This window comes from Streptosporangium sp. H13245 (assembly GCF_055690525.1).
Genome location: NZ_JBSZKT010000004.1, coordinates 41,397 through 56,661, shown reverse-complemented (window position 1 = coordinate 56,661; position 15,265 = coordinate 41,397). Strand labels below are relative to the sequence as shown.

Annotated in this window: 19 protein-coding genes; 10 read left to right on the top strand and 9 right to left on the bottom strand. The window is 69.8% G+C overall.

Annotated features, from left to right (window positions below; genetic code table 11):
- Positions 1–20 precede the first annotated feature (20 nt).
- The 8 genes from ACW9TB_RS09870 to ACW9TB_RS09835 all read left to right on the top strand — a co-directional run bounded on the left by ACW9TB_RS09870 (position 21) and on the right by ACW9TB_RS09835 (position 6,316).
- On the top strand, positions 21–1,862 hold the full coding sequence (locus ACW9TB_RS09870) for a hypothetical protein (protein ID WP_472747652.1): 1,842 nt from the start codon (positions 21–23) through the stop codon (positions 1,860–1,862).
- A gap of 10 nt (positions 1,863–1,872) precedes the next feature.
- On the top strand, positions 1,873–3,720 hold the full coding sequence (locus ACW9TB_RS09865; RefSeq protein ID WP_472747651.1) for a hypothetical protein: 1,848 nt from the start codon (positions 1,873–1,875) through the stop codon (positions 3,718–3,720).
- Between the two features lie 3 nt (positions 3,721–3,723).
- Positions 3,724–4,134 carry a hypothetical protein gene (locus tag ACW9TB_RS09860; RefSeq protein ID WP_472747650.1) on the top strand — a complete coding sequence of 137 codons (411 nt, stop codon included), beginning with the start codon at positions 3,724–3,726 and terminating at the stop codon, positions 4,132–4,134.
- An 89-nt stretch (positions 4,135–4,223) separates the two neighbouring features.
- Positions 4,224–4,526 (top strand): hypothetical protein, encoded by a 303-nt coding sequence (locus ACW9TB_RS09855; RefSeq protein WP_472747649.1) that lies wholly within the window; start codon positions 4,224–4,226, stop codon positions 4,524–4,526.
- A complete protein-coding gene (locus ACW9TB_RS09850) occupies positions 4,523–4,747 on the top strand; it encodes a DUF7620 family protein (protein WP_472747648.1) in 225 nt (74 codons plus the stop codon). The genes ACW9TB_RS09855 and ACW9TB_RS09850 overlap by 4 nt, the downstream gene beginning before the upstream one ends.
- A complete protein-coding gene (locus tag ACW9TB_RS09845; RefSeq protein ID WP_472747647.1) occupies positions 4,744–5,109 on the top strand; it encodes a hypothetical protein in 366 nt (121 codons plus the stop codon). The genes ACW9TB_RS09850 and ACW9TB_RS09845 overlap by 4 nt, the downstream gene beginning before the upstream one ends.
- Positions 5,106–5,921, top strand: a complete 816-nt coding sequence (locus tag ACW9TB_RS09840; RefSeq protein ID WP_472747646.1) for a peptidoglycan recognition protein family protein — start codon at positions 5,106–5,108, stop codon at positions 5,919–5,921. Before ACW9TB_RS09845 ends, ACW9TB_RS09840 begins: the two co-directional genes overlap by 4 nt.
- A 131-nt stretch (positions 5,922–6,052) precedes the next feature.
- Positions 6,053–6,316, top strand: a complete 264-nt coding sequence (locus ACW9TB_RS09835) for a hypothetical protein (protein ID WP_472747645.1) — start codon at positions 6,053–6,055, stop codon at positions 6,314–6,316.
- A 395-nt stretch (positions 6,317–6,711) separates the two neighbouring features.
- Here the strand turns inward: ACW9TB_RS09835 and ACW9TB_RS09830 are convergent, their stop codons facing one another.
- The 9 genes from ACW9TB_RS09830 to ACW9TB_RS09790 form a co-directional block, all read right to left on the bottom strand.
- The gene (locus tag ACW9TB_RS09830; RefSeq protein WP_472747644.1) at positions 6,712–7,248 is read right to left on the bottom strand and encodes a hypothetical protein; all 537 of its coding nucleotides are present in this window, start codon (positions 7,246–7,248) and stop codon (positions 6,712–6,714) included.
- Entirely contained in the window at positions 7,241–7,978 is a 738-nt protein-coding gene (locus tag ACW9TB_RS09825) for a SpoIIE family protein phosphatase (protein ID WP_472747643.1), read from the bottom strand. Before ACW9TB_RS09825 ends, ACW9TB_RS09830 begins: the two co-directional genes overlap by 8 nt.
- 2 nt (positions 7,979–7,980) lie before the next feature.
- The gene (locus ACW9TB_RS09820) at positions 7,981–8,145 is read right to left on the bottom strand and encodes a hypothetical protein (RefSeq protein ID WP_472747642.1); all 165 of its coding nucleotides are present in this window, start codon (positions 8,143–8,145) and stop codon (positions 7,981–7,983) included.
- Positions 8,146–8,219: 74 nt separating this feature from the next.
- Entirely contained in the window at positions 8,220–8,420 is a 201-nt protein-coding gene (locus ACW9TB_RS09815) for a hypothetical protein (protein ID WP_472747641.1), read from the bottom strand.
- Between the two features lie 206 nt (positions 8,421–8,626).
- Positions 8,627–10,711, bottom strand: coding sequence for a P-loop NTPase family protein (locus tag ACW9TB_RS09810; protein ID WP_472747640.1), 2,085 nt, complete (start codon positions 10,709–10,711; stop codon positions 8,627–8,629).
- On the bottom strand, positions 10,708–12,159 hold the full coding sequence (locus tag ACW9TB_RS09805) for a hypothetical protein (protein WP_472747639.1): 1,452 nt from the start codon (positions 12,157–12,159) through the stop codon (positions 10,708–10,710). The genes ACW9TB_RS09810 and ACW9TB_RS09805 overlap by 4 nt, the downstream gene beginning before the upstream one ends.
- Positions 12,160–12,242: 83 nt before the next feature.
- Positions 12,243–12,623 (bottom strand): hypothetical protein, encoded by a 381-nt coding sequence (locus ACW9TB_RS09800; protein WP_472747638.1) that lies wholly within the window; start codon positions 12,621–12,623, stop codon positions 12,243–12,245.
- Positions 12,624–13,065: 442 nt separating this feature from the next.
- A complete protein-coding gene (locus tag ACW9TB_RS09795) occupies positions 13,066–13,269 on the bottom strand; it encodes a hypothetical protein (protein WP_472747637.1) in 204 nt (67 codons plus the stop codon).
- Positions 13,266–13,631 (bottom strand): hypothetical protein, encoded by a 366-nt coding sequence (locus ACW9TB_RS09790; RefSeq protein ID WP_472747636.1) that lies wholly within the window; start codon positions 13,629–13,631, stop codon positions 13,266–13,268. Before ACW9TB_RS09790 ends, ACW9TB_RS09795 begins: the two co-directional genes overlap by 4 nt.
- An 83-nt stretch (positions 13,632–13,714) precedes the next feature.
- Between ACW9TB_RS09790 and ACW9TB_RS09785 the strand changes: the two genes are divergently transcribed.
- Together ACW9TB_RS09785 and ACW9TB_RS09780 are read left to right on the top strand one after the other, a co-directional pair.
- The gene (locus tag ACW9TB_RS09785; RefSeq protein WP_472747635.1) at positions 13,715–14,497 is read left to right on the top strand and encodes a GntR family transcriptional regulator; all 783 of its coding nucleotides are present in this window, start codon (positions 13,715–13,717) and stop codon (positions 14,495–14,497) included.
- A gap of 116 nt (positions 14,498–14,613) precedes the next feature.
- A complete protein-coding gene (locus ACW9TB_RS09780) occupies positions 14,614–15,057 on the top strand; it encodes a GntR family transcriptional regulator (protein ID WP_472747634.1) in 444 nt (147 codons plus the stop codon).
- Positions 15,058–15,265 lie beyond the last annotated feature (208 nt).

Below are 15,265 nucleotides of genomic sequence, written 5' to 3'. Positions count from 1 at the left end.
CCAGCAGAGAGGAGGCGGGCATGGCCATCGCGATCGGCACCTCACCGGCGGTGGAGGTCGACGGCTCCGGCACCCTCCAGAGCCCGAACTTCAGCCCACCCGCGGGCAGCCTGATCGTCGCGGTGGTGATGGGCGAGGTCTTCTCACCCGTCATCTCCAACAACGTCACCGCGCGCACCTGGACGTTGCGCAAGCAGCACGCGACCTACGGCGGGCTGCGGATCTACACCGCCCCCAACCCCACCGCGCTGACCAACACGTCTGTCACCGTGACCAACGCCCAGGGCGCGCTCAAGGTGTATGTGATCACCGGGCAGCACGCCAGCCCCGCCGGAGCCACCGGCGAGGGCACCAGCGCCACCAACAACGCGACCGTCAACGGCTACACCTCCACCGGAGCCGGGAGCCGCGGCATCCTCGCCGCGATCGACTGGGCCGCGCTGGGCACACCCGCCTCGACCGACGACGAGGCCGCGTGGGATGACGGCATCGCGTCCGGGATGACCGTGGTCAAGGCCGCCAACACCGCCACCGCCGGTACGAGCGTCCAGTTCAACCTGGACGCGGCGGGCTCCGGCACACCGCAGTGGGCGTGGGTCGCGCTGGAGATCCTCGGCGGCGCTGTGGACGCCGAGGCCGACCTGTCCGTGATCGACGTGCCGCTGGTGGTGTCGACCCCGGCGGTATCGGCCGGATCATCGGCCGCCCCGGCAACCGTCGCGGTGGCGGTGACCACCCCGACCCCGGCGGTGTCTGCGGGGGCGAGCGCCACCCCGGCGACGGTCGCCGTGCCCGTCACGGTGTCGACCCCAGCGGTCACCGTGGACGACACCGAGGTGGTCACCCCCACCACGGTCGACGTGCCCGTGACGGTGCCGACCCCGCAGGTGTCCGCTGGATCGGCTCTCCAACCGGCTGGCGCCGTCTCGGTCACCACCGCGGTCTACGCCCCCGACGTCGACGCCGAGATCAACGCTGACGTGGACCTGGCCACGGTGACGGTCGCGGTGAGCGTGGACGGGGCGGTCGCGGTTGTACCCGTCCTGCCCGGCGACCAGCTCGACGGGCTGCCCGGACAAATCGAGTGGAACGGCTTCATCCTCGGCCGCGGCACCCCGTACCGGATGCGGGCCCTGGCCGGGTGGCGAGGCAAAGACAGCCCCGACTCGGGCAACGCGCCCAGGGCCAACCGGCGCGGCTCCGCGCCCGGCAGGCCTCTCAGCCGTGAGCGCACCTTGAGGATGACCGGTCTCCTGCGGGTGCGCCGTGATGAGGTCGAGGCCGCCGTGCTCGACCTGGAGAACGCCACCCCTCATCTGCGGGACGCCACTCAGTGGCCCATCGTGATCAACGACCTCGGAACGCCCTACATCGCCTGGGGGCGCATCGACCAGGTGTACATCCCGGTGGATCGGCTGCTGCGCCTGGGCCACGCCGAGATCGTCCTGCAGTGGATCCTCGCCGAGCCGCGCCGCTACAACGTCAACGCCACCGGGATCACCGTGCCGATCGACACGATCGTGTCGATCGGGAACGCGGGCAACGCGGAGACGAATCCGATCCTCGTCGTCCCCGGGCCGGTCACCACGCCACGCCTGCACAACGTCAGCCTCGACCGGGTGACGGAGTGGAACGTCACCGTCGACGCGGACGAAAAGCTGGTCATCGACACCGACCTGGGGACCGCGAAGATCCTCGACGCCGTGACCGACGCAGAGAAAGCCGACGTCGGCAACGACATGTCGTTCGGCTCGGTCTCGATCTGGGACTGGGTGCTCGACCGCGGTCTCCAAGACGTCGAGTACACCGCCGCGAGCGGCGGATCGCAGGCCGAGGTCCTCTACCGCGACGCCTGGGACTGAGAGGGGGACCATGACCGCGTCCTACCGCTCTTCCTCCATCGGCACCGGATCCGGCCCGACGATCCCTGTTGGCCGCCCAGCCGGGGCAGAGTCCCGCGACGTGCTGTGGGCGGTGCAGGCCGCGTTCGCGTCCTACGGCCCCCTGCCGGACCCGGCGGGGTGGACGCCCGTCGGCGAGGAACTCGTTGACATCGAGATCGGGCTGTACGCCCGCATCTACAAGCGCACCGTGGCCGAGTCCGACGGCTCCTACGCCTTCCCGAACCCAGCAGGAATCCCGGGCTTGGTACTCATCGCCGCGGCGACCGGCGCCAGCACGACCCTGGCGAGCCGGGTCGCGGTCCTCGGCGGCACCGGAGTCCTGGGCGAGACGCCCACCCCGTCGGTCACGCCCGCCGCGAGCAGCCACCTGGAGCTGCGCTTCGGTATCGCGGCGACATTCGAAACGATCACGATGATCGCACCGTTGGGGTACCCGCTGCGTCGTCAGGTGCAGTCGGCCGACCGGCTCATGGTCGCCGCGGTCGCCTCCCGGGAGATCAGCTCCTCATCGCCGTCTGGCGCGAAGGTCTTCGTCACGGATCCGCCCGCCCAGTACGGCGGGTTCGGCATCACCATCAGCATCCCCACCGGGGTGGTGATACCCGACGTCCCGCCGATCCCCATCGACAGCCCCGGCGCCGGGGACGCGCTCTACTCCTATCGGTTCTCCCGCCTGTTCGGCGGCCGACTCGGTGATCTTGACTTGCACGGCGTCAGCTTCGAAAAACGCCTGTCGCGGCGGGGGCAGCTCAACGTCGGCAACTTCTCCGCGACCTACCCGATCGCGAACGAGGCCCAGGGCGACCTGGTCGCGAAGATCGTGCCCCGGCGCCCCTCAGATTTGCTGCGCGGGCCCGGGGTCACCGTGGTGGACATCTACCGCGGAGGTGAGCTGTGGGGGGACCGGTACTGGATCGTCGGCGCGAAGACCACAAAACAGCGGAGGTCCCGCCCGGTCCTGACGTTGTCTGGGGTCACCATGGACGCCTACCTCCAGTACGTGACGTTGGAGGAGCAACTCGCGTTCGTCGGCGAGGACCGGGTGGAGATCGCCCGCCAGCTCATCGCGCACATGCAGGGCCAACCTGATGCTGACATCGGCCTCATCCTCGCCGCCGGATCGGCGGGCTCCACCCTGACCCGCACCTACGAGCCGCACCAGGGCATGTACGGGCAGCACGTGGCCGACACCACTGCCGGGGTCGACGGCTACGAATGCATGGTCAACACCGTCCTCGGCGCGAGCGGCGTGGAGCTGCACTGGGTGCACGGCAAGCCGCTCGGTGACGCCGACGGCCCCGGCAAGCACGTCTGGAACGACTCGCCGGGCGGCGGCGAGATCCTCGACTACAGCATCGACATGACCCCGCTGACCCGGGGCACCCGGTGGCGAGCCCGGGGCGACACCATCGACACCGACGCCTCCACCACCTCAACCCCACTCCTGTCGGACGCCTACGAGTCACCGCACCTCGCAACGGGGGTGTGGCCGCGTATGGACCGAACCGTGGACCGGCCCGGGGTGACTGACGTGGCGCAGCTGAACCGGGTGGCGGAGGAACTCGCGGAGAAGGCCGGAGGCGCCCCGCACGTCATGTCCATCACCGTGCTGCTCGGGGAGAAGCCGACGATCCGCCCCAGCCTGGTCGGTGACAGCGCCCGGATCGTCATCACCGACGAGTGGTTCAAAAGGGCCAACGGCGGCGCCGGGCTGGACGAGCGGCGCCGGGTGCTCGGCATGAAAGTCACTCCCGTCGGGCGGGAGCAGGGCAGGGACGAAGCCGAGATTTTCATCGACGACCAGGAGGTGGAGTGAGACGTGGCGACCGATGGGTTCCCCAGCGACCAGGCCCGCGACACCCGCGATCTACAGCGCGGCCTCGACCAGGCGCAGCGCACCGCCGCCACCGGCGGGCGCCTGACGGAGGCCTCGCGCGGCTGGGTCCTGCGCGCCATGGCCAGCCCGCCCACCGACGACCTTGGCCCCGACGACGTGTGGATCCACGCTCGTGACGGTCAGCTATGGGCGAAGTCAACGACCGACGATGTCCCTCTGGTGGAGTTCGTCCAGGGCGAGGCTGTGGACGATCCGGCGTTCCCTCTGACCAACGCCACGAGTACCTACGTGCAGGCCCAGATCCAGACGATTGTCGACACCGTCGACAACCATCACACCGCGATTCTGGCGATTCTGGAGTCGCTCCGCGACGCGGGCACCATCCGGTCCTGACCCCCTCGATCGTGCCGTCCGCGCGTGCGGGCTGATGCGCTCCAAGGGAGGCGCGCGGACGGCACCCCCTTCCTCGTATGGAGGTGTAGGTGCCAGACCTCGCGATTCCCGACCCCGGGCCGCTGCTCGACTACGGACTCGTCGGCCTCATCCTGTTCTTGATCATCCGGGGGTGGCTGGCACCCAAGCCGACGATCGATCAGCTCAAGAGCGAGGTCGCCTACCTGCGCAAACTGCTCGACAAGAGCGAGGCCGCGCATGAGAAGACCAGGGAGGCCCGCCGCCTGGAGGCGGCCGGCGCCAACGCCGCCGCGCTGGCCACCGCGAAGGCCAACGAGATGCTGCTCATCGACCTGCGGGATCTCCATGGCGATCCGGAGGAACCGACATGACGTGGTGGCGCCGCAAGACCACCCAGCCTGAGCTCGATGAGCTCGCCGCGCAGGTACAGCGCTCCGACGAGCAGGCCGACCAGGACCTGGCCGACGCGCGCACAATCGCGGCGCATGCTTTCGCCGTCGCCTCCAGGCTCGACCGGTTGACCGCCGCCAACGGGTTCGGCGACTGGGTGATCAGGAGAGTCGCAGCTGCTCGACGAGAGGAGGAACGGTGATCGTCGCCACCGTACTGCTGTGGATCGGGCTGATCGGCGGCATCGTCCCCACGGTGTGGATCGTGCTGCAGTTCCGGCCGAGCTGGCCGAGCTGGCCGATCCCTGAGGAGCGCTGGGCGGCCTGGGCGATCTGGGGGCTGGCGTCGTCGGTGCTGCTCAGTTATCTGCGAATCGCCATGGTGCTCGCGCTACGCAGCGGCGGCGTGTCCCAGGCGCACGGCTGGGTGGATGCGACCGCGAGCATCCTGCCGCTGTTCGTGGTCGACGCCTGGCTGATCCTTCTGCTGCTGCTCGCCCGCCGATACCGGGCCCGGTGGATGGCGTACCGACAGACCCCTGAGGACAAGGAGCCGATGCCATGACGACGATGGTCACCCGAGCCGGATGGGGCGCCCGGCGACCCACCAAGGCTTACACGCCGCTGGCCAGTGCCCTCGGGGTGAAGGTCCACTACACCGGCGGGCAGGTCAGTCCGAAGATCGTGACCGATCACGCGATCTGCCTGCAGCTGATGCGCAACTTCCAGCATCAGCACCAGCAGGTCAACGGCTGGTCCGACTTCGCCTACAATCTCGCCGCGTGCCCGCACCGCCGCCTGCTGGAGGGGCGCGGCCTGCGCGTCATGAGTGCGGCGAACGGCGAGGGGCAGAACAGCGATCACTACGCGCTGCTCGCCCTCGTCGGCAGCTCGGGGTTCGTCGAGCCCACCGACGAGCTGCTGCACGGCATACGCGACGGCATCGAGCTGCTGCGCAAGCACGGCGCGGGCACCGAGATCAAGGGCCACCGCGACGGCTACTCGACCAGCTGCCCGGGCGGGCCGCTGTACGCGTGGATCAAGCGAGGCGCACCCCGGCCCGGGGCGCCCGCGCCCGCACCGGCCAAGCCGATCACCGTCGTCTGGGACGGCGACGTGCCGCGCTTCCCCGGCCGGATCCTGAAGTACACCGAGGGCGCGCAGATGATGCACGGCGAGGACGTGAAGGTGTGGCAGACCAAGATGGCCCGCCGCGGCTGGACCGTCGACGTCGACAGCACGTACGGCCCGCAGTCGGCCGGGGTGGCCCGCGGCTACCGGCGCGCGACCGGCCTGCCCGCTGGCGACACCGTCGACCGCGACACCTGGGCGATGACGTGGTCCTGGCGGCCACCCACGAAGCCCGCCAAGCCGTGATCGAGGCTGCGCTCCTGCAGCTGCTGATGCTGATGAGACGCGGCGACCCTCGGCGAACCCTTTCCGATGTGGAAGTAGTTCGCTCCCCCATTCGTCCCGCCGTCGGCGGGCCTGTCCCTGAGGAGGGGCATATGAGCAAGTTCACCATCCGCTTCCCGCTGCTGGTGCGCGGGGCGATCGCCCTGCTGCTGATGGGCGCCGTTCGTCTCGGTATCGCGCTGGGTTGGCTCCCCGCGGAGTGGAACCTGGACGAGGTGACCGTGGAGAAGGTCATCGACGCTGCGATCTTCGCGTGGGCGTGGGTCTCGTCGCAGCGGAAGGTGACTCCGGTCGCTGACCCGAAGGACGACCACGGGCGCCGCCTGGTGCACGCGGGGTCGCCGCGCGCTCTGTAGCCTGGTGATCGTCTCGCGGCCGTCCGTCGAACAACGGTCGGTCAGGTGACCCGCGAGGCCGCAGCGTCCTGCAGGCGCTGCTCCAGGCGGCCGGGCCGGTAACGGCCGCCCCCGGACATGAGAGCCCCCGCCTGGTCTTCGGACCGGGTGGGGGCCTCTTCTCGTGTGGCTACTGGTCGGGGTCCGGCGTAGCCTCTGCAGCCTGAAGCAGTGGCTCCAAGCGTGCGCGGTGCGGTGTCAAGAGCTCCAGGGCGCGCTGCACGACCTGGTCGGGTACGGGGTCATGGTCGGTGTCCATGACGCCATGCTGGCCCCGGCCCCTGATCGTCCGCAGAAGTCTGCGGGAATCCAGGAAGCCCCGCCGTCCGTGAAGGGCGGCGGGATTCCTTCGCATGTCACTTGCAGTGGCAGTCGACACAGACCTTGCATCCGCAGGTGATGCAGCGCGACCGCTCCAGATGGCCGCAGATCAGGCGCTCCGCATCCTGGGCCTCTCCCAGGAGAACCTCAATCTCACCGGAATCGCCCCGCACCACAGCGACGTAGTCGGGACCAATTCGCATCTTGGTCTTGAACGGCAGGAGGCCGAAGTTGTCTTCCGGTTCCCAGCCTGCCGCAGCCAGGGCAAAGCGCAACGCCCAGTCGGGCTCGTAGTCGACGGAGATCACGCGATCCCACCACCGCCACAGCGGGTCGCCTTCTCGGACGGCTTCCTGCCATGAGTCGTGACCAACCACCCGCTCCAGGATCTCGGCCTCCAGCATCTCGCGGAACGCGGTGATTCTCTCCGGGGCTGGCGCCGGCGGGCGCCCCCACTTGGCGATCTTGTCGAGGAGCTCACTCCCGCTATCTTGATCTTGGGTGTGGCATCTGCTGAGGAGATCCGCCCACCACTGGGCGGCCAGTCGGGCCTCGGTCGTTCCGTCAGACATGATCCTTTCCGTTCTCTCTGCTCATCACGATGACGGTGGCGTCGTCTCGATACCCGCCCTCGGTGGCCTGGGCCGCGGCAACGATCGCGTCGGCCAGTTCCTGCGGGGAGTCGGCGTGCTCGCGCACCAGGGCCTCCAGCTTCCCGTCCGGGAGACCGTCCGGGACGCCGTCGGACACCAACAGGACCAGCTGGTCCGGCGGGATCTCCACCTGGTAAATCGCCGCCATCACCGCGCGACGCACCGTGGTCCTGACCCAGTTGTCGTGGTCTTCGGCCACCTCGACGGGAACACCGTTGAAGCGGAGCTGCGCACCTACGGTGTGGTCATTCGTGTACTGCGTGAGTTCGGTCCCGTAGCCGTAGGCTCGCGCGTCGCCGATCCAGTGGACCATCGTCACGTCCGCGAGGACGACTGCGACAACCGCGACCGCGTCGGGACGCCCGCCCCCGACCGCTGGGGCGACGAGCAGGTCGCTCGCGGCCAACAATCCGGCCATCCCTCCCCGGTGTGCGGCGACTCGGGCGGCGACGTCGGCCAGCAATTGTGAGTTCTCGGCGATGGTGGGGGAGTTGCCGATCCCGTCCACCACCACGGCGACGGTCCGGTCGGCGACGGCCCAGATCCGGGCGGCGTCACAGTTGTAATCGCGGGTGCCGCGCCTCGATGCGGTCGCGGCCCTGACGGGGCGGGGCATCGTGTCCGGCTGGGCGATCTGGGGGGAGGTCATGATCAGCTCTCCGTCATCTTCGTCTTCTTGGACTTCTTCGGCTTGCTGCCCCGCGTTACGCCGATCTGGATGGTCGGGTGGCCGTCCACGGTCGCCTCGATGCCGCGGATCGTCACTGGCCCAGTGATGATGGTGATCTTTCCGGCCTGCTTGCGGATGATCTTCATTCGTCCGTCCTCTGCTGATCTTGCTCTTATGGAAGCGGTCCAGAAAGTGAGAGAGCGCGGCGGGCGCCCGAGGGTCACGCGCGGCGGTTGCGGACACCGCCCACGCAGTGCGAGCAGTCCCGCCACCGCGCCGACAACGAGCTGCCCCTGCGCCCGGAGCCGGAGCACGTGACGCATCGGCTCTTGGGGTAGCGGCGACGGTCCAGCACGGTCAGCAGATACAGGGCTGCCACGATCGCGGCGAAGATCAGGCCGCCGGAGGTGACGTCGTCCATTGGGGAGTTCCTTCCTGAGGGGTGAGGTAGAGGGGATCCCCTCTACCGGGGGCGGATCGTCGTATGGGGTGAGGGCACTACCGCGGGGGCCGCATGTAGAGGGGGCCCTCTACCTCGGTCATGGCCCGGTAGAGGGTGCCGGTCATGGGGCTGACCTGCGAAGTAGTGGGGTAAGGCCAGATCTGCTGTCGGCCCGTTCAGGCGGCTCACGAGCGGGCTCCGACGGGGGAGGCGAACAGCTCGACGGGCACGGCGTCCTCGACGTCGCGCCGGTTGTAGCCCGCGAGGTTCGTGCCGTCGATCTTCACCTGCTTCGTGGTTCGCCGGACCCCGGCGCGCTCCAGCTCCTCGGCCAGGCGGGTGGCGTCCCAGTCGCCGTAGTCCTCGTCGACGTTGACGAGTCCGGCCAGCAGGTCGGAGGTGAACATGCGCGGCGAGTTGTGCATGACGTACAACACGTCGGACACGATCGCCGGGATCGCCTGGCCAGCGTGCTCAGCGGCCGCGACGACGCTGCCAGCAGCGTCGCCGGACAGGGTGCCAGCCTGCTCGCGCAGTACCCGGCCCCGGGCGCACACCTCGGCGAACGCGCCGTTGTCGAGGTAGTCGCACTTGGGGATGACGTAGGAGCCGGGGCCGGTGATGAGCACGCCGACGCCCTTGTGTTCCTCCTGCAGAATGCTGGCGTCCGCTCCCTGGGCGGCCTTGCCCTTGCCGAGCACCATGTCCGAGGACGTCTTGTCGACGACCTGCGTGGAGTAGCGGATGGTGATGATCTCGCGCAGCTTCGTCGGCACCGAGTCGGCGTCCGGGCGCTGGCTGGCGAAGTTGCAGATGAACCCGGCGGCGGGCCCTCTTCTCGCGATGCGGCACAACTTGTTGATGACCTCGTCCTTGAGGTCCTTGTCCATCGCGGTGAAGTACTCCTGCAGCTCGTCGATGGTCACGAAGATCACGGGCATGGCGTACTTGTGCATGATGTGCGGGGTGAGCTTCGACTCCGGACACACCGACGCGGGCAGGTCCCGGAAGATCTTGAAGCGGCGCTCCATCTCGACGATCAGCTCGTTGAGCATCGCGACGAGGGCGGCGATCGCGTCGTCCTCGGCGCCGAGCACCAGGCGGTGCGCGACGCCGCGCATCGGCATCCAGTCGGCGCCGCCCTTGCCGTCGGCCACGTAGTGCCGCACCCACGGATCCAGCACCCCGGCTGCGGTCAGGAGCCGCTGGGAGAACGTCTTGCCGCGCCGGGGCAGGCCACCGAAGAACATCGACTGCCACATGATCGACAGCACGACGCGATTGCCCCGGGCATCCGCCCCGAACGGGATCGGGTCCCACACCGACCAGGCATCCGCCTTGACCATGGGCGAGTCGGTGACCTTGCCCATGTACGGGTCATCATCAGCGACCCACAGCGCGATCCGGCCGCCGTGTCCACCGGCGTGCGCGCGCACCCGGGACATGATGAGCTGGATCTCATCCACGCCGAGCTCGGCGGCCAGGACCTCGCGCCGCGACAGGACGTCGTTGGCGGTCTTGCCGCACCCGCGGGGCAGGTCGACGACGCTCGCCCACCCCTTGCCGTCCCGGATCGGCTGCTGGGTCAGGGTCAGCGACTGGCCAGCCTTGATGAGCCCGGCCGCGCGGAACGCCTCGTTCAGGTGCTCGGGCGCCAGGTCCAGGCGCACCGGCAGTTCGGGGGAGTCGATGACGGCGACCTCGCGCACCGTGCGCCCGGCCACCGCGGCCGCCGCGGCGGCCAGCACGCCGAGCCCGTACGGCAGCAGCGGGTAGGAGGTGACCAGCGCGTTCAGGATGCCCAGGCCGGGTAGGGCGAGGCCTGCGGTCCACTTCGTGCGGGTCCAGATCTCGGCGCGGCGGGTGGCCCGCTCGGCGGCGGCGTCCTTTCGACGGCCCTCGGCGCGGGCCTGGTCGACGACCTCCTTGTGCTCGGCCGCCGTCAAGAACCGGAAACCAGCGCGGGCACCGACCGCGGTCCCGACCGCGGACTGCACGGCCAGGCGCCCGGCGTACTTCGGGGAGCGCACCGCGTGCCAGGCGCCGATGTAGGCCATCTTGCGGGTGTGTAGGCGCACCTTGTCCTGCCAGCCCTGCGGGGTGGTGGCCCACTCAGGGAAGATTGGGCCCAGCTCCCGCTCGTAGTCGGGCACACCGTGCCCGTCGAGCTCGATCTCGCGCGGTTCTTCCGGGCGTGCGGCCGCCGCCGCGGGAACGGCCGATGCTTCGACCTCTTCCCGGACGGCGACCTCATCCAGACCAGCGGTCACGCCGACGCCCTCTTCAGGCGCCGCCGGGTCCGGCCGTCCAACTGCTCTTCCCAGAGGCCGCGCATGCGGCGGCCGTAGGACTCAACGCACCCGCCCGCGCGGGCGAGCTCGGCGCCGGTCGGCAGCCGGTCCTCGCTGATCGCCTGCTCCCAGTGGCGCCACATCGCCTGGGTGGCGCCAGCGGTGGCGGTCTCGGTGTCGTCGTCGGTGGCGCTGTCGTCGCCGGACGGCTCGCCGTCGAGCTGGGCGGGCTCGTTGTCCGCTACCTCCTCCGCCACCTCGGGCGCCACCTGCTCGTCGGTGGCGGTCTCGGTGTCGTCGTTGGTGGCGGCCGAGTGGTTCCCGGCGGCCCGCCGAGGTGGGAGCGGCGGGACGAGCGTGATCGCGGGCGCCACCGGGGCCGCTACCTGCTGCGCCACCTCGGGCGCCACCCTGGGCCCGGTGGCGGTCGCGTCCGGCGCCAGGTGGCGGCCAGTGGCGAACGCAGCCATGGAGGTGAACGCCGCGGACAGCTCCGGGTCGTGGTCCAGCTTGGCGCGGATCGCCTCGGTCCACTGGCGGGTCTCCTCGGCCAGGATCGCGGCCTCGCTGAGGCGAGCGGCACCAGTCACCGCAGGGTGGTCGATGTGCTGCCACGGCGCCATCGTCGTTGACACGCGCGCCAGCCCGGCCGCTCCGAACAAGGCGGTGATCCGGTCCAGCATCTGCTCCTGGCGGCGCGGGTCATCGGCGAGCTCGGCGTGTTCGACCGCCTGGTCGACCCGCTTGTCCAGCTTGGCGGACGCGGCCGCCACCTTGCGAGGCTTGGCGCCGACTGCCTCCAGGACGTGCAGCTTCTTGGCCGCTCGGGCCACCCGGGTCAGGCGGCGGTGGGCGTCGACGTCGCTCGCTGTACGGTCGCGCCCTTCCGCGAGACCGAGCCGCACCAGCACGCGCTCAGGCGTGAGGCGCCAGTGGATCCCGGACAGACCGGTGAGGCGGTGGCGCTCGACCGCCATCCCGCGCTCCCACAGCCACGCCGCCACCAGAGGGGCGGCAAGCCGGAAGATGGCCTCGGCGACGCTGTGGGCGTCCATGCTGGAGAGCACGGCCGTCAGGCTCGTGAGGACCCACACCGCGGCGCCGTCGACCCCGGCTGGCCGCTGCTCCCGGATGTTACGGCGGGCCCGTACGGCGCTGGTGATGACGGCGACCTCGATGAAAGCGAACAGCAACAGTCGCAGCGGGCCGTCGAAGCCGAGCACGTCACCGGAGAAACGCCACATGCCCTGGGCGGAGACACCCGTCGCGATGCTGGCGGCGACGATGGTGAGGTTGTCCTCCAGGGGGCGGCGGCGGATGTAACGGGTGCCTGCCCAGACGGCCGCGATGACGACAAGCAGGAGGAGGCTGGTGCCGATCTGCACGATCAGCGGACCGCTGATGATGAGATCGAATATGTTCTGCATCGTTCGTGTCCTGTTCAGAGCAGGTGCGAGCAAAGGTAGGGAGCCCCCGTCTGGCCTGGCCGCCGGGCGGGGGCTCTGCTGCGTCAGAGGTCGAGATCTTTGATGAGGGTGTCGACGAGACTGTCGGTGGCCGCCCCGGGCGGGGTGGTCGTCCACTCCCTGCCGGGCACCCGGTACACCACGGTGGCGTCGGGGGCGGCCCCGATCACGAGCTGGGAGGTGCGGAGAATCCGGGCCATCTGCTCGGCGCCAGCCTCGTCGGTCGGGATGGCCACCAGTCCCGCCGGGCCGCGGTAGGTGGTCCACCAGACGCCGAACATGATGGCGGCCTCGGGCCGCGAGCTGGCGGCGTCCGGGGGCTCCAGAGCATCGCTGTCGGGGAGTGCGGCGAGGCCTGCGAGGGCCTCCTGGATCAGGCTGGCGGTGTGCTGGACGCCGCTGAGGTCGGCACCGTGCTCAGTCACGTGATCTCCAGATCTCCAGTGGTGTGGTGGCGGCCCCGGCGGTCAGGGGATGTGGCCGCCGGGGCCGGATCCGGCAGCAGAGGGGGGCTCGCCGCTACCGGAGGTGTGTGTGGTCCCGCCCCGTCGCCACCCCTCCCTGCGGGGTGACTCAGCCCTCCGACCGGGGGCGGGACCACGGGCCTCGCGGGGGAGCACCTCGTGTTCTCCTGCGAGGGGTCTGGCCCGGCTGCCGCCGCCCCCGGCGGGCACCGGCAGCCGGGGGATCATGGGCGGAGCGGAGGGGCGTGCCGCCGAGGGCTGGCAGGCGCGTCCGGACAGGTGTCCGGGTCCTCGCCTTCCTCCGGCTGCCACCGCTGGTAGCGGAGCCCCTCGATCCGGCGAAGGATCCGGAGTCCGGCGCCGCAGTATCGGCAGATCGCGTCCGGGGCGCCGAGAGCCACGCTCAGGCCCTCATCGCGCGGAGCTGCTCCAGCGTGGCCAGCTTGGTCGCCAGGAGCCTCGGGTTGACCATCATCACCGTGTGCTCTCGGTCGATGGCCACCCACCGGCCGCCGATCAACGCGATGGCCCATGCCGGGTAGGTGCTGATCAGGATTTCGAGCCACTCGGTATCACCGATGGGGCGGTAGGGGCCGGACACGCTCATGCAACTACCGCCTGAGCGCGCAGTTCGACCTCAGTCATGTGTCCGGTGTTGGTTCGGGTAGCCCGGAAGGAGTAGGCGAGCGACGACAGTTCGGACCACTCGGCGCCGTCCTGGGTGGTAAGGGGGTGTCCGGGGTCGCGGACCTGAACGGTCAGCCCCGCGTTGGTCACAAGCGCGGCGAGATGGATGGCGTCGGTGTCCGGCGTCCGGCGGATCGCTATCGCGACCTGTTCGGCGACGGCGCGCTCGGCGCGCTCCGCCAGCTGCGGGTGGTGCTTGAGCGCGATGGTGCGGATCCAGCCGCGAGCGCCGTCGGCGGATGCGGGCGTACCGGGCAGGGACTGCTCATACTTCTCGTGCATCGGGGGACCACCTCGTAGCCTGTGGACTCAGGTTCAATGCCTGAATCCACAGCTTGCAAGCTGGGGACACAGGATGTCAACCTGTGGGAGTGAATTCGGACCGCCCGCTGTATATGCAGATCGTGGACCAACTCCGGGCGAAGATCGCCAGCGGAGAACTCCCACCCGACAGTCGCCTCCCGTCGCGCCCCGAGCTGATGCGCCAGTTCGGGATCTCCGACGGCACGGCACTGCGTGTCGCTCGCACCCTGATCGCCGAGGGGCTGGCCGTCGCGCGGGACGGGTCGGGCACCTATGTCCGCGCCCGCCCTCAACTCCAGCGCCTGGTGCGCGCCTGGTACCGCAACCTCAAGGCAGGTAGCCCGTTCGCCGCCGACATGGAACGGCAGGGACGCAGCGGCAGCTGGGACTACGACTCCCAGACCGTCGTCGCCCCGGCTGGTGTACGCGAGCGCCTGGGCCTGGCCGAGGCCGAGGGCGACGCGCCCGACGTGATGCGGACGGACTACCTTTTCAAGGCCGACGGGGCGCCCGCGATGCTGAGCACCAGCTGGGAGCCACTCGCGGTGACCCGCGGCACGGCGGTCGTCGTCCCTGAGGAGGGTCCGCACGGCGGGAGAGGCGTCGTCGAGCGGATGCTCGCGATCGGGGTGGCCGTCGACGGCTTCATCGAGACCGTCGGGGCCCGGCTGGGGACGACAGAGGAGTGCGCTCGGCTGGAGCAGCCGCCCGGCTGCGTGATGATCACAATCGACCGTCGGTACCCGGCAGGTGACCGGGTAGTCGAGGTCGCAGACATCGTGCTGCCAGCGGACCTGTTCCAGCTCGTCTACTCCGGCCCGGTGGGTGACCGCGTAGGGGAGTGAGCGGTACGTAAGGCAGAGGCGGTCCCGCGCATTCCTAGTGCGGGGCCGCCTCGTGTTCGTGCCCTCCGTGACTCTTGTACTGACAAGCGTACGAGCGCTTATTGTTACGTACGTAGGTGCTGACCTGCGCCTATACCCTCAAGAGCGTGATTGATCATGGCTCCTACACGCCAGCTTTCCGCCAGCTGGCGGACATCCTGCGTGAACGGATCAAGGAGCTCGGGCCGGGGGCGAAACTTCCGTCCGAGACGGACCTCATGCAGGAGTTCGACCTTGCCCGAATCACGGTCCGCGCGGCGATGCGGGAGCTTCGGGCCGAAGGCCTGATCTCCACCACGCGCCGCCGAGGGTCCTACGTCCGCGACGAGGAGCGGGTGCCCATGGACATCACAGGGCCAGCCGATGTAAGCGCGCGCATGCCGACGCCTGAGGAGCGGGCCGAGCTGGAGATCCCGGAAGGGGTGCCAGTGCTTGTGATCGAGCGGAAGGGGCCCGAGGGCCCCACTGTGGAGATCGTGCCCGCTGACCGGGTCTTTTTGAAGTTTCCCGGGCAGGGCTGAAGACAGGCCCTCCCGGCGAGTCGAGCGCCGGGAGGGCCGCCCCGGTTCGGTCCCACATCCCTGCTGTGGACCCGCCCCTGGCGGGTGCGCCTGGGATCCTTCCCCCGCATGGAGAGGCCAGATGCGGTCACCCACATCTGAAGATAATGCGAGGCCGACTCGCTCCTGACAAGGAGAAATGAGTTTATTTCTCCCCCAAAGGGGATTT

Coding starts and splice junctions, on each gene's coding strand:
- ACW9TB_RS09870 (WP_472747652.1), top strand. CDS start 21: ATGGCCATCGCGATCGGCACCTCACCGGCGGTGGAGGTCGACGGCTCC.
- ACW9TB_RS09865 (WP_472747651.1), top strand. CDS start 1,873: ATGACCGCGTCCTACCGCTCTTCCTCCATCGGCACCGGATCCGGCCCG.
- ACW9TB_RS09850 (WP_472747648.1), top strand. CDS start 4,523: ATGACGTGGTGGCGCCGCAAGACCACCCAGCCTGAGCTCGATGAGCTC.
- ACW9TB_RS09840 (WP_472747646.1), top strand. CDS start 5,106: ATGACGACGATGGTCACCCGAGCCGGATGGGGCGCCCGGCGACCCACC.
- ACW9TB_RS09835 (WP_472747645.1), top strand. CDS start 6,053: ATGAGCAAGTTCACCATCCGCTTCCCGCTGCTGGTGCGCGGGGCGATC.
- ACW9TB_RS09830 (WP_472747644.1), bottom strand. CDS start 7,248: ATGTCTGACGGAACGACCGAGGCCCGACTGGCCGCCCAGTGGTGGGCG.
- ACW9TB_RS09825 (WP_472747643.1), bottom strand. CDS start 7,978: ATGACCTCCCCCCAGATCGCCCAGCCGGACACGATGCCCCGCCCCGTC.
- ACW9TB_RS09820 (WP_472747642.1), bottom strand. CDS start 8,145: ATGAAGATCATCCGCAAGCAGGCCGGAAAGATCACCATCATCACTGGG.
- ACW9TB_RS09815 (WP_472747641.1), bottom strand. CDS start 8,420: ATGGACGACGTCACCTCCGGCGGCCTGATCTTCGCCGCGATCGTGGCA.
- ACW9TB_RS09805 (WP_472747639.1), bottom strand. CDS start 12,159: ATGCAGAACATATTCGATCTCATCATCAGCGGTCCGCTGATCGTGCAG.
- ACW9TB_RS09795 (WP_472747637.1), bottom strand. CDS start 13,269: ATGAGCGTGTCCGGCCCCTACCGCCCCATCGGTGATACCGAGTGGCTC.
- ACW9TB_RS09790 (WP_472747636.1), bottom strand. CDS start 13,631: ATGCACGAGAAGTATGAGCAGTCCCTGCCCGGTACGCCCGCATCCGCC.